Consider the following 13,272-nt stretch of genomic DNA (forward strand, 5'->3'; position numbering starts at 1 on the left):
GAGTAGCCCATGTCCCCGGACGCCCGCCTCATGGACGGCAGCGCACTCGCCCGCGGTCTCGTCGAACAGGCCGCCCGGCGCGCGGCGGACCTCACCGAACGGACCGGCACGGCCCCGTGTCTGGCGACCGTACTCGTCGGCGACGACCCCGCCTCGGTGACGTATGTCCGTATGAAGCGCAACCGCTGCGCGAAGGCCGGGATCCTCTCCCGGCATGTCGCGCTGCCCGCCGCCACGACGACCGCGGAGCTGGTCGACACGATCACCGCGCTGTCGAACGACCCCGCGGTGCACGGCATCCTGTTGCAGCACCCGGCCGGCCCGCACATCGACGAGCGCGCCGCGTTCGAGGCGATCGCCCCGGAGAAGGATGTCGACGGCGTCACCTGCCACTCCTTCGCCGCGATGAGCTTCGGCCTGGACGGCTTCGCCTCCTGTACGCCCGGTGGCATCCTGCGGCTGCTGGATCACTACGAGGTCGACCTGGCCGGCAAGCATGCCGTCGTGGTCGGCCGCAGCGCGATCCTCGGCAAGCCCGTGGGGATGCTGCTGCTCGGCCGCGATGCCACCGTCACCTACTGCCACTCCCGCACCACCGATCTGGCGTCGCTCACCAGGGAGGCCGATGTGCTGATCGCGGCCGTCGGCCGGCCCCGGTTCCTGGGCGGTGAGCACCTCAAGCCCGGGGCCGTCGTGATAGACGCCGGCTCCAACCCGGGCAACGTCGGGGATGTGGACTTCGAGGCGGCACGCACCCGCGCTGCCCTGATCACCCCGGTCCCCGGCGGCGTCGGCCCGATGACCATCGCCACCCTGCTCACCCAGACCGTCGACGCCGCGGCCGCCCAGCTGAACGCGGTCTGACCGCCGGCCGGCGCGGGGCGGTAAGGGGACGGAGTATCCGCCCGGTGGAGTGGTGCGGAGGGTGACGCACGGGCGCGGCGCGGATCGGCCGCGCCCGGTGCGTCCGGTGTCAGCGCAGCGTCCGCAGCATCGAGGCGTCGAACGGCACCAGGGCGTCGGTGCGGCCCTCGAAGATCTTGGCGGCCCACTCCGGGTCGCCGAGCAGCGCCCGCCCGATGGCGACGAGGTCGAACTCGTCCCGCTCCAGCCGGTCCAGCAGCCGGTCGATGTCGGAGACCCCGGCCTGTTCGCCCTGGAACGTCCCGAGGAACTCGTTGTCGAGACCGACGGAGCCCACGGTGAGGGTCGGCCGGCCGGAGAGCTTCTTGACCCATCCCGCGAGATTGAGGTCCGAGCCCTCGTATTCGGGCAGCCAGTAGCGGCGCGTCGAGCAGTGGAACGCGGTGACTCCGGCGTCCGTCAGCGGCGCCACGATCTCCTGGAGTTCGTCCGGCGTCTCGGCGAGACGGGCCTCATAGTTGCCCATCTTCCACTGGGACATCCGGAAGAGGACCGGGAAGTCGGGCGAGACCGCGGCCCGGCAGGCCGCCACGATCTCGGCGGCGAAACGGGTACGGGCGGCGCGGCTGCCGCCGTAGGCATCGGTCCGCCGGTTGGTGCCCGACCACAGGAACTGGTCGATCAAGTAGCCGTGCGCGCCGTGCAGTTCGACCCCGTCGAAGCCGAGCCGCTCGGCCGCGGCCGCCGCCTCGGCGAACGCCGCGATGACCTCGTCCAGGTCCCGCTGTGTCATGGCATGCCCGGACGGGGTGCCGTCGAGGGCGAGGCCGGACGGGCCGGACGGCGGGGCGTCGGGGAACGGCGGTGCGCCCGCTTTCCGGGCCATGCCGACGTGCCACAGCTGCGGCATGATCGTCCCGCCCGCCGCATGCACGCTGTCCACGACCCGGCTCCAGCCGTCGAGCGCGTCCGCGCCGTGGAAGCGGGGGACGGCGTCGCTGGTTCCGGCGGCGGGGTGTCCGACGTAGGTCCCCTCCGTGATGATCAGGCCGACGCCGCCGGCGGCGCGGCGTGCGTAATAGTCCGCGACATCGGTGCCCGGGACACCGCCCGGCGAGAACTCGCGGGTCATCGGCGCCATGGCGATCCGGTTGGGCACGGTGCGGCCGCCCAGGGTGAAGGGACGGGAGAGCGTCTGGGCCGCACGGGTGGCGGCGGCGCTGGCAGTCACGTGGGGGTCTCCTAGGAAGAGAACGCGGGCGCGGAACGCCGCCGGCCGGCAGACGTTCCGCTGTTCCGAACACACCACGGCGCTGCCGTCATCCGCTGCGCACTGTCTGCTGCGCCACAGTCGCCATCCCGCGGTCGTCACCCCACAGTCGCCACCCCACAGTCGCCACCCCGCGGTCGTCACCCCGCGGTCGCCGCACCGCAGCCATCGGACCGCCGCCGGCACCCCGCAGTCGCCTCTCCCGCGGCTGTCCCTCTGCCGCGCCGCGCCGTACCCCCGGCCGGGGTCAGGTGGTGACCGGCTGGGTGGCGCGGGCGAGTTCGCGGCGGAGGCGCATGAAGGGGCGGGGGCGGTTGAGGGCCAGGACGGCGGTGGTCTGCCCGTCGCGTTCGTAGCAGGCGAGGAAGCTGCGGTCGTCGGGCGAGCCCTCGACGATGCGCGGGGTGTCGGCGGGCAGTCTCCGACCGGCGAACTGGATGCGTACGCCGTACTGGTCGGACCAGAAGTACGGCAGGCTCCGGTGGGTCGCGACGGTGCGGCCGGCCAGCAGGTTCCGGACGGCGACCGCGGCCTGTTCGGTGGCGCTGGTCCAGTGTTCGGCGCGGGCGCCGTCCGCCCTGGCGACATCGCCGACCGCCACGATGTGGGCCTGCGGAGTGACCCCGCCCGCGTCGCAGCACACCCCGTCGTCGAGGGGGAGCCCGGAGCCTTCGAGCCAGTCGGTGTGCGGGCGTACTCCGATGCCGATGACGACCACGTCGGCGGGGAGCAGCCGGCCGTCGGCCAGCTCGACCGCGGTGACCCGGTTGCCGGCGCCACCGTCGTGCAGGCGGGCGACACCGGTTCCGGTGCGCAGGGTGACGCCGTGGTCCGTATGGAGGGCGGCGCAGATCTCGGCCATCGCGCCGCCGAGTTGGGGGACGAGAGGGAGCGGAGCGGCTTCGACCACGGTGACGTCATGGCCGAGCGCGGCGCAGGACGAGGCGACCTCGGCGCCGATGAAGCCCCCGCCGATCACCACGACCCTGACCGGGCCACGGGTCAGCTCCGCGCGCAGCGCCTGGGCGTCCTCAAGGGTGCGCAGGGTGTGGGTTCCGGCGGGGGCCGGGCCGGGGAGGCGGCGCGGGGTGGCGCCGGTGGCGATCACCACGCCGTCGGTGGCCAGGGACCGGCCCGTGTCGAGGAGTACCGCGCGCCCCTGGGCGTCGAGCCCGGTGGCGCGGGTGCCGAGGAGCCATTCGGCGTCCAGTTCGGCGATCTCCTCGGCATCGGCCAGGGCGAGTTGACCCTGGTCAGCGGTGGCCCCGGTGAGGAAGCCCTTGGACAGCGGCGGGCGGTCGTAGGGGCGGTGGTGTTCCTCCCCGACGATCACCAGCCGGCCGTCGAATCCCTGGGCGCGCAGGGCCCGCGCGGCGTAGAGGCCCGCCAGCGAGGCCCCGATGACAGCGACCGACTTCATGCGGCGGTGCCTTCCTCGGCGGCGTGGTGGACGTAGATCATGCCGTCCTCGACGGTCACGGGGTGGGTGCGCACGGGCCGGCGGGCGGGCAGACAGGTCGCCGCTCCGGTGCGCAGATCGAACGACGCGGCGTGCAGCGGGCATTCGACCAGGCAGCCCTCCAGCCAGCCGTCCGAGAGGGAGGCGTCCTGGTGGGTGCAGGTGTCGTCGATGGCGTACAGCTGCCCGTCGGCATGGAAGACGGCGATCGGAGGTGCGGTGTCGATGCGTACGGACTCGCCGGTGGGCAGCTCGGCGAGCGGGCAGACAGGAATCACAGGACCCCCCTGTTACTGTTCGGTATCATCGAGTTTCGCGTTGCGCACGATGAGGCGCCATGCGCAACAGAATCCAGCCGGGGAGCGGATGCGTCAAGCGGTCCCCGGAAATGCCGACCCTTCGAATCCCGGGCCGCGGCCGGGGTGCCAGGTGGTGAGATCCAACAGATGACGGACAGCGTGGAGGGACCGGCGGAGGCCAGGCCGCCGAAGCAGCCGGGCGGTGTGCAGTCGGTCGACCGGGCGGTGACCGTGCTGGAGATCCTGGCCCGGCACGGCGAGGTCGGCGTGACCGAGGTCGCCGAGGAGCTGGGCGTCCACAAGTCGACCGCGTTCCGGCTGCTGGGCGTGCTGGAGAACCGCGGGCTGGTCGGGCAGGAGCAGGAGCGCGGCAAGTACTACCTCGGGGCCGGGGTGCTGCGGCTGGCCGGCGCGGCGGCCGTACGGCTGGACATCTCCCAGGAAGGCGCGCCGGTCTGCCGGCAACTGGCCGGGGAGCTGGGGGAGACGGTCAATATCGCGGTGCTGGAGGGCGACGCGGCGGTCAACGTCACCCAGGCGCGCGGCCCGGCCTCGGTCACCGCGCAGAACTGGCTCGGCCGGCGTACGCCGCTGCACGCCACCTCCAGCGGCAAGGCGCTGCTCGCGTACCAGCCCAGAGCGGTCCAGGAGGCCGTGCTGGCACGGAAGTTGCCTCGGCTCACCGAGCGGACGGTCACCTCGGCGGCGGCGCTGCGCCGTGAGCTCGCCGAGGTGGTCGAGAAGGGTTTCGCGGTGGCGATCGAGGAGCTGGAGCTCGGACTGCGGGCGGTCGCGGCGCCGGTGCGGGCGCCGGACGGCTCGGTGATCGGGGCGATCAGTGTCTCGGTGCCCGCCTACCGGCTGGCCGAGGAGCGGCTGCCCGAGGTCGTCAAGGCCACCGTCTCCGCGGCCGAGGAGCTGTCGCGGCGGATGGGGTACGCCTGTTGACCCGATGACGGGTGAGGCGGCGAAGGCGGGGCCGGGGTGTGCGTTCCGGCCCCGCCTTCATGTCCGGGCGCGCGAGAGGTTCACTGCCAAGAGGTGGCTCGTACCTCTTGACGGTGCCGATCCCGCGTTCCCACTATGTCTCTCATCGCGCAACCAGTCGTGCAGTGCGCAACACGGAGGGGTAGGGCATGCCACACCACGTCCATGCCGTCGTCGCGGCGAAACAAGGCGCACCGGTCGAGCGGCAGACGATCCTGGTACCGGACCCCGGCCCGGGAGAAGTGCTCGTCACCGTGCAGAGCTGCGGGGTCTGCCACACCGACCTGCACTACCGGGAGGGGGCGATCAACGACCAGTTCCCCTTCCTCCTCGGCCATGAGGCGGCCGGCGTCATCGAGTCCGTCGGCCCCGGCGTCACCGATCTCGCCCCGGGTGACTACGTCGTCCTCGCCTGGCGGGCGCCCTGCGGCAGCTGCCGCTCGTGCCGCCGCGGCCGGCCCTGGTACTGCTTCGACTCCCGCAACGCCACCCAGCCGATGACCCTGTTGGACGGCACCCCGCTCGCCCCCGCGCTCGGCATCGGCGCCTTCGCCGAGAAGACGCTGGTCGCCGCCGGGCAGGCGGTCAAGGTCGACCCGCACGCCCGTCCCGAGGCGGCCGGTCTCATCGGCTGCGGAGTGATGGCCGGTTACGGAGCGGCGGTGCACACCGGCGGGGTCGGGAGCGGGGACACCGTCGCGGTCATCGGCTGCGGCGGGGTCGGCAACGCGGCGATCGCCGGGGCCTCGATCGCCGGCGCGCGCCGGATCATCGCGGTCGACATCGACGACCAGAAGCTGGATGGCGCCCTCCGCTTCGGCGCCACCCACACCGTCAACTCCCGTGGCACGGACCCCATCGAGGCGGTCCGTGGACTGACCGGCGGCCATGGCGCCGATGTGGTGATCGACGCGGTGGGCCGGCCGGAGACCTACACCCAGGGCTTCTACATGCGGGATCTGGCCGGCACCCTGGTCCAGGTCGGCGTCCCCGACCCCGGTATGCGCCTCGAACTGCCGCTCATCGATCTCTTCTCGCGCGGCGGAGCCCTGAAATCCTCCTGGTACGGCGACTGCCTGCCCAGCCGCGATTTCCCCGTCCTCATCGACCGCTACCTCAGCGGACGGCTCGACCTCGACGGATTCGTCACCGAGACGATCGGCCTGGACGAGGTGGAGTCCGCGTTCGACAAGATGCGCGACGGCCGGGTACTGCGCTCCGTCGTGGTCCTGTAACGGCGTCACAGTCACCCCAGTGGACCACCCCGACCAGCAGGAGGAGGGACATGTCCCGTACGCCCGCCCCCAGTTCCCGTGTGGTTGTCATCGGTGCCGGCATCGTCGGCTGCTCCCTCGCCGATGAGCTGACCGCCCGCGGCTGGACCGATGTCACCGTCCTCGAACAGGGCCCGCTGCCGGCTCCCGGCGGCTCCACCTCGCACGCTCCCGGCCTGGTCTTCCAGACCGGGCCGTCCAAGACCCTCACCGAGTTCGCCGCCTACACCGTCCGGAAGTTCCGCTCCCTCGACGTGGACGGACGCTCCTGCTTCAACCCGGTCGGCGGTCTGGAGATCGCCACCACCGAGGCGCGCTGGGCCGACCTGCACCGCAAGGCCGGACTCGCGGCCTCCTGGGGCGTCCGTGGCGAACTGATCGGCCCGCAGGAGTGCAAGCGCCTGTGGCCGATGCTGGACGAGGCCACGCTGTACGGCGGTTTCCACACCCCCGACGACGGGCTGGCCCGGGCCGTGCTCGCCTGCCGCGCCCAGATCGCCCGGGCCGAGCAGCGCGGCGCCCGCTTCCTGGACCGGCACACCGTCACCGGGATCGAGCGGGCGGACGGCCGGGTCACCGGCGTCACCACCGACCGCGGCACCTTCCCCGCCGACCATGTCGTCTCGGCGGCCGGCTTCTGGGGCCCGGTGATCGGCGCGATGGCCGGGGTGGACGTACCGCTCCTCCCGCTGGCCCACCAGTACGCCACCACCGCACCGCTGCCCGAACTCGCCGGCGTCAACGACCCACGCGACGAGGCGAGCAAGCCGATCCTGCGCTTCCAGGACCGCGACCTTTACTTCCGCGAACACACCGACCGGCTCGGCATCGGCTCCTACGCCCACCGCCCGATGCCCGTCGACCCCTTCACCGTCGCCGCCTTCGACGACGCCCCCGTCATGCCGTCCTCGCTGCCCTTCACCGCCGAGGACTTCGCGCCGAGCTGGCAGGACAGCGTCGGACTGCTGCCCGCACTGGGCGCGTCCCGGGTGGCCGAGGGATTCAACGGCGTCTTCTCCTTCACCCCCGACGGCATGCCGGTCCTCGGCGAATCCCGCGAACTGCGCGGATTCTGGCTGGCCGAGGCGGTCTGGGTCACCCACTCCGCGGGCGTCGCCAAGGCCGTCGCCGAGTGGATGACGGACGGCCGGCCCGCCACCGACATCCATGAGTGCGACCTCTACCGCTTCGAGGACGCCCAGCGCTCGCCCGCCTACATCGCCGACCGCGGCGCCCAGAACTTCATCGAGGTCTATGACGTCATCCATCCGCTCCAGCCCATGGAAGCCCCGCGGCCGCTGCGCACCAGCCCCTTCTACCCACGGCAGCAGGAGCTCGGCGCGTACTTCCTGGAGGGCGGCGGCTGGGAGCGCCCGCACTGGTACGAGGCCAACGCCCCGCTCGCCGAAGGGCTCCAGCTCCCCGAGCGCGACGCCTGGTCGGCCCGCTACTGGTCGCCGATCGCCGCCGCCGAGGCCCGGGCCACCCGGGAAAGGGTCGCCCTCTACGACATGACCCCGCTGCGCAGGCTGGAGGTCACCGGCCCCGGCGCCCTCGCCTTCCTCCAGCGGATGACCAGCAACAACCTCGCGAAGAAGCCCGGCGCGGTCACCTACACCCTGCTCCTGGACGAGACCGGCGGCATCCGCTCCGACCTCACCGTCGCCCGGCTCGCCGAGGACCGCTTCCAGGTCGGCGCCAACAGCGGAGCCGACCTCGACTGGCTGCTGCGACACGCCCCCGACGATGGGGGCCCCTCCCGCTCGAGCGAAGCCGAGAGTGGGGGAGTCCAGCTCCGCGACAGCACCTCCGGCACCTGCTGCATCGGCGTCTGGGGCCCGCTCGCCCGCGCCCTGGTCCAGCCCCTGACCCGCGACGACTTCTCGCACCAGGGCTTCGGCTACTTCCGGGCCAAGCAGACCTTCCTCGGCCATGTCCCGGTCACCGCCATGCGCCTCAGCTACGTCGGCGAGCTGGGCTGGGAGCTGTACACCACCGCTGACTTGGGGCTGCGGCTGTGGGACACGCTCTGGGAGGCGGGTCAGGAGCACGGGGTGATCGCCGCCGGGCGCAGCGCCTTCAACAGCCTCCGCCTGGAGAAGGGGTACCGCGCCTGGGGCCATGACATGACCACCGAACACAACCCCTACGAGGCCGGGGTCGGCTTCGCGGTCCGCCCCGCCAAGGGCGACTTCGTCGGCCGGGCGGCGCTGGAGGGCCGCAGCGCGGACACCGAGTCCCGCCGGCTCAGCTGCCTCACCCTCGACGACCCCGCGGCCGTCGTCCTCGGCAAGGAACCCGTCTTCGTGGACGGCGCCCCGGCCGGCCATGTCACCTCCGCCGCCTACGGCTACACCCTCGGCCGCGGGATCGCCTACGCCTGGCTGCCGGCCACCGCGGCGGTCCCCGGCACCGCCGTACACATCGAGTACTTCGGCGAGAAGATCCCTGCCACCGTCGCCCAAGAGCCCCTCTTCGACCCGCAGATGGAGCGCATCCGCCGGTAGCCCCGGGCCCCGTCCGTGCAGCCGGTGATCCGCTCGCCTCCGTACGCAGAAGGAGCAACCGCATGGCTCCCACCTACGACGTCATCGTTCTCGGCCTCGGCGGCATGGGCAGCGCCGCCGCCCACCATCTCGCCGCCCGGGGCGCCCGGGTCCTGGGCCTGGAGAAGTTCGGTCCGGTGCACAACCGCGGCTCCAGCCACGGCGGTTCCCGGATCACCCGCCAGTCCTACTTCGAGGACCCCGCCTACGTACCGCTGCTGCTGCGCTCGTACGAGCTGTACGAGAAGCTGGAGCGGGACAGCGGCCGGGAGATCGCCACCCTCTGCGGCGGGGTGATGCTCGGCCGCCCCGACAGCCGGACCGTCCGCGGCAGCCTGGAATCCGCCCGCCAGTGGGACCTCCCGCACGAGATGCTCGAACCCGGGGAGATCCGCCGCCGCTTCCCGACCCTGACCCCCGCCGAGGACGAGGTCGCGCTGTACGAGGCACGGGCCGGTCTGGTCCGGCCGGAGTACACCGTCGCCGCCCATGTCCAGCTCGCCGGCCAGGACGGCGCCGAGCTGCACTTCGAGGAGCCGGTCACCCGCTGGGAGGAGCTGCCCGGCGGCGCCGGGGTCCGTGTGCACACCCCCGAGAACACCTACACCGCGGGCCAGTTGGTGATCTGCCCCGGGGCCTGGGCGCCCCAGCTGCTCACCGACCTGGGCGTGCCGTTCACCATCGAGCGACAGGTCATGTACTGGTTCGCCCCGCGCGGCGGCACCGCGCCCTTCGCACCCGACCGGCACCCGATCTACATCTGGGAGGACGACCGGGGCGTCCAGATCTACGGCTTCCCGTCGATCGACGGCCCCGACGGCGGCGCCAAGGTCGCGTTCTTCCGCAAGGGCACCGTCTGCACCCCGGAGACCATCGAACGCACCGTGCACGACCACGAGGTACGCGCCATGGCGGACCAGCTCGCGCCGCGCCTCCCCGCCCTCCCCGGCCGCTTCCTCAAGGCCGCCACCTGCATGTACTCCAACACCCCCGACGAACACTTCGTGATCACCCGGCACCCCGCGCACCCGGAGACGGTGACCGTCGCCTGCGGCTTCTCCGGACACGGCTTCAAGTTCGTACCGGTGGTCGGCGAGATCGTCGCCGACCTCGCGCTGACCGGAGCCACCGCGCACCCCATCGAGCTGTTCGACCCCCGCCGGCCCGCCGCCGCGGCCGCTTGAGGAGACACGATGACGACCACGCCCACCGAGTCCTCGCCGGCAGCCACCACGCCCGCGACCGCTGCCGCCCCCAGCCTGATCGCCACCCTCGCCGGACACCACTACACCGACCCCGGGATCTTCCGCCAGGAGCAGGAGAAGATCTTCGAGCGGCTGTGGTTCTGTGCGGTCCGCAGCGCCGACCTGGAGAAGCCCGGCGCCTTCCGCACCGTCCGGATCGGCCGGGAGAGCGTACTGATCACCCGCAACCGCGCCGGTGCGCTGCGCGCCTTCCTCAACATCTGCCGGCACCGCGGCGCGCAGCTGTGCACCGAGGAGTCCGGTGAGGTCCGCCGCAACCTCCAGTGCCCCTACCACGCCTGGACCTACGACCTCGACGGCCGCCTGGTGGCCGCCCCCAACCTTCAGAAGATGCCGGACGTCGACCGCACCGAACGCGGACTGGTCGCCGTGCCGCTCCGGGAGTGGCTCGGCTACGCCTGGGTGTGCCTGGCCGACGAGCCGCCGTCCTTCGAGGACACCGTGATCGGCGCGGCCGTCGAACGACTGGGTGACGCCGCCTCCCTCGACCGCTACCGCACCGAAGGACTCGCCCTCGGCAAGCGCCTCACCTATGACGTGCGCGCCAACTGGAAGCTCATCATCGAGAACTTCATGGAGTGCTACCACTGCGCCACCATCCACCCCGAACTCACCGAGGTGCTCCCGGAGTTCGCCGACGGCTTCGCCGCCCAGTACTACGTCGGGCACGGCGCGGCCTTCGCCGACGAGGCCACCGGCTTCACCGTGGACGGCACCGACGGCTTCGGCCGGCTCCCCGGCATCGAGGACACCCAGGACCGCCGCTACTACGCGATCACCGTCCGCCCGCAGGTCTTCGTCAACCTCGTCCCCGACCATGTCATCGTCCACCGAATGTTCCCGATGGCCCCCGACCGCACCGTGGTCGAATGCGACTGGCTGTACCTGCCCGAGATCGTCGACTCCGGCGCCGATGTCTCCAAGTCCGTCGAACTCTTCCACCGCGTCAACGCCCAGGACTTCGACGCCTGCGAGCGCACCCAGCCGGCCATGAGCTCCCGCGCCTACCGCGACGGCGGGGTGCTGGTGCCCAGCGAGCACCACATCGGCGCCTTCCACCAGTGGGTCACCGACTGCCTGGCGGGCGGGGACGGCTGACCGGCGGCCGGTGGTCCGGTCTCAGCCGTCGCGACGGCGCCGGGGCCGCGAGGACGGCTCCAGTGGCCCCGGCGGTGGGGTGAGGCCGGAGGGTGGGGGAAGACCGGCGGCGTCGAGCGGGGGATCGGTGGCGAGTACGTCCTCGCCGTACAGATCCTGCACCCAGTTGTCGTGGTAGACGGTGTCCAGGTAGCGCTCGCCGAGGTCCGGGGCGATGGCCACCGCCGTGCGGTCCTGTGCGTCGTGCCGGGTGAGCCAGTCCGTCGCGCCGCTGACCACGGTGCCGGTCGAGCCGCCGAACACGAAGCCGCGTTTGGCCAGCCGGTGGCAGGTGCGGATGGTGTCCGCCTCCGCGACCCGTACCACGTCGTCCACATAGGACTCGTCGAGCAGCGGCGGCTGGACGCTCATGCCCAGGCCGGGGATCATCCGGTGCCCCGCGGTGCCGCCGAAGGTCACCGAGCCGACACTGTCCACGGCGATGATCCGTACCGGGCGGTGCCACTCCCGGAAGTACCGGGCGCAGCCCATCAGGGTGCCGGTGGTGCCGGCGCCGACGAACAGCAGGTCCAGCCGCGGGAAGGCGCGGGCGATGGCCGGTGCCGTCCTGCGGTAGTGCGCCTTCCAGTTACTCGGGTTGGTGTACTGGCTGAGCCACAGACAGCGGTCGTCGGAGGCGCACAGATTGCGGATGTACGCGAGCCGGGCGCCGAGGAAGCCGCCGTTGGACTCCTGGTCGGCGACCACATGCACCTGGCTGCCCAGAGCCTCCATCATCAGCCGGGTGGCCAGGTTGCAGCGGGAGTCCGTCACACACAGGAAGCGGTAGCCCTTGCTCGCCGCGATCATGCTGAGTGCCACGCCGAGGTTGCCGGACGAGGACTCGACCAGGACCGTGTCCGGACGCAGGTCTCCGGCCCGTTCGGCGGACTCCACCATCTCGGTCGCGGCCTTCAGCTTGATCGAGCCGGCGAAGTTGAAGCCCTCGCACTTGAGGAAGAGAGAGTGCCCGACGATCGACCGGAGGTCGACATAGAGCTCCTCCTCGTTGAACGCGTAGGGCGCGGATATGACTGGCACGTTGGTCTCCTCACCTGCGGCAGCGCACCGTGGGACGGTCCGTCCGACCGTGGCCGCTCATCCGTACCGGCGCAGTTCGTGGAAGAAGCCGTCGACGACCCGCAGTTCCCCGGAGCGGACCACCTCGTCGTAGACGTACTTGCCGACCGCGAGATCGAGCACCCCGAGTCCGAACGGGGAGAAGACGGCGGTCCGGTCCGCGGGCACCGTGACCCGGCCGGCCAGCACGTCGTCCAGCGTGCCGTGCAGGAACTCCCGGTTGCCGGTGAGCTGTTCGGTCAGATGCGGGGAGGTGGCGGCGCGCAGACAGTGCTCGATGTCATCGACGATATTGGTCGCGGTCAGCAGGATCCGCGGGGCGAGGTCGCGCAGCGACACATGCACCACCACCGGGTGGTGACCGAACCATGAGACCTCGTGGACATGGGGCCGCGGGGCGACGGTGGCGAAGACCACCAGATCGCTGGCGCGGATCAGCTCCTCCGCACCGTGGTGCACGGTGACCCGCCCGGTGGTGCGCCGCTGCTCCAGGTACAGGCGGAAGCCGGCCGCGCTCTCCGCGGACAGGTCGTGCACACCGATCTCGTCGAACGACCAGCCGGTCCCCTCCAGGAACGTATGGATGTAGCGGGCGATCAGGCCCGCGCCGAAGAATCCGACGCGGGTCGGGCGGGGGCGCCCGCGGCTGAGCCGGTCGGCAGCCGACGCCGCCGACGCGGCGGTCCTGGTCGCGCTGATGATCGAGCTCTCCAGGCAGGCGAACGGGTAGCCGGTGTCATGGTCGTTGAGGATCAGTACGGCCGAGGCCCGGGGGATCCCGGCGGCCACGTTCGGCGGGAAGCTGGAGATCCACTTCAGGCCGTCCACCCGGGTCTCCCCGCCGATGGAGGCGGGCAGCGCGATGATCCGCGACGAGGGGCGGTCGGGGAGGTGCAGGAAGGACGAGGGCGGGTTCACCGACTCACCGGCACCGTGCAGGCGGTAGGTGGCCTCGACCACGTCCACGATCTCCTTCTCGCGGCCCTCCAGCGCCCGCTGCACCTGGGCACCGGAGAGCACCGCGAAGGACGGCGTGGGCGGCGGCCCGGGCGGTGTGGGCGGGGACGGGGTGGGACGGACGGTGGTCATGG

General features: G+C 72.1%; 11 protein-coding genes. 6 read left to right on the top strand and 5 right to left on the bottom strand.

Translation table 11 applies throughout. The annotated features are described in order from the left end of the window. The first annotated feature begins 9 nt into the window (after positions 1-9). Positions 10-864, top strand: a complete 855-nt coding sequence (locus ACFWJW_RS28720) for a bifunctional 5,10-methylenetetrahydrofolate dehydrogenase/5,10-methenyltetrahydrofolate cyclohydrolase (RefSeq protein ID WP_387246878.1) — start codon at positions 10-12, stop codon at positions 862-864. 109 nt (positions 865-973) lie between these two features. Here the strand turns inward: ACFWJW_RS28720 and ACFWJW_RS28725 are convergent, their stop codons facing one another. From ACFWJW_RS28725 to ACFWJW_RS28735, 3 genes are all read right to left on the bottom strand, one after another. Further along, a complete protein-coding gene (locus ACFWJW_RS28725) occupies positions 974-2,095 on the bottom strand; it encodes an NADH:flavin oxidoreductase (RefSeq protein ID WP_387246881.1) in 1,122 nt (373 codons plus the stop codon). Between the two features lie 286 nt (positions 2,096-2,381). Further along, complete coding sequence (locus tag ACFWJW_RS28730) at positions 2,382-3,554, bottom strand: NAD(P)/FAD-dependent oxidoreductase (RefSeq protein ID WP_387246883.1); 1,173 nt, start codon at positions 3,552-3,554, stop codon at positions 2,382-2,384. Continuing rightward, positions 3,551-3,871, bottom strand: coding sequence for a bifunctional 3-phenylpropionate/cinnamic acid dioxygenase ferredoxin subunit (locus ACFWJW_RS28735; RefSeq protein ID WP_387246885.1), 321 nt, complete (start codon positions 3,869-3,871; stop codon positions 3,551-3,553). The genes ACFWJW_RS28730 and ACFWJW_RS28735 overlap by 4 nt, the downstream gene beginning before the upstream one ends. Positions 3,872-4,039: 168 nt before the next feature. Between ACFWJW_RS28735 and ACFWJW_RS28740 the strand changes: the two genes are divergently transcribed. From ACFWJW_RS28740 to ACFWJW_RS28760, 5 genes are all read left to right on the top strand, one after another. Continuing rightward, positions 4,040-4,840 carry an IclR family transcriptional regulator gene (locus ACFWJW_RS28740; RefSeq protein WP_387246887.1) on the top strand — a complete coding sequence of 267 codons (801 nt, stop codon included), beginning with the start codon at positions 4,040-4,042 and terminating at the stop codon, positions 4,838-4,840. A 188-nt stretch (positions 4,841-5,028) separates the two neighbouring features. Continuing rightward, a complete protein-coding gene (locus ACFWJW_RS28745) occupies positions 5,029-6,114 on the top strand; it encodes an S-(hydroxymethyl)mycothiol dehydrogenase (RefSeq protein WP_387246889.1) in 1,086 nt (361 codons plus the stop codon). A 50-nt stretch (positions 6,115-6,164) separates the two neighbouring features. Then, entirely contained in the window at positions 6,165-8,660 is a 2,496-nt protein-coding gene (locus ACFWJW_RS28750; protein WP_387246892.1) for an FAD-dependent oxidoreductase, read from the top strand. A gap of 62 nt (positions 8,661-8,722) precedes the next feature. Next, positions 8,723-9,883, top strand: a complete 1,161-nt coding sequence (solA, locus tag ACFWJW_RS28755; RefSeq protein ID WP_387246894.1) for an N-methyl-L-tryptophan oxidase — start codon at positions 8,723-8,725, stop codon at positions 9,881-9,883. A gap of 9 nt (positions 9,884-9,892) precedes the next feature. Then, positions 9,893-11,062, top strand: coding sequence for an aromatic ring-hydroxylating dioxygenase subunit alpha (locus tag ACFWJW_RS28760; protein WP_387246897.1), 1,170 nt, complete (start codon positions 9,893-9,895; stop codon positions 11,060-11,062). Between the two features lie 21 nt (positions 11,063-11,083). On the opposite strand, the gene sbnA is transcribed toward ACFWJW_RS28760, so the two are convergent. Continuing rightward, a complete protein-coding gene (gene sbnA, locus ACFWJW_RS28765; RefSeq protein WP_387246899.1) occupies positions 11,084-12,142 on the bottom strand; it encodes a 2,3-diaminopropionate biosynthesis protein SbnA in 1,059 nt (352 codons plus the stop codon). A gap of 57 nt (positions 12,143-12,199) precedes the next feature. Then, the gene (sbnB, locus tag ACFWJW_RS28770; RefSeq protein ID WP_387246902.1) at positions 12,200-13,270 is read right to left on the bottom strand and encodes a 2,3-diaminopropionate biosynthesis protein SbnB; all 1,071 of its coding nucleotides are present in this window, start codon (positions 13,268-13,270) and stop codon (positions 12,200-12,202) included. Positions 13,271-13,272: the final 2 nt, after the last annotated feature.

This window comes from Streptomyces sp. NPDC127097 (assembly GCF_042724075.1).
Classification (GTDB): domain Bacteria; phylum Actinomycetota; class Actinomycetes; order Streptomycetales; family Streptomycetaceae; genus Streptomyces.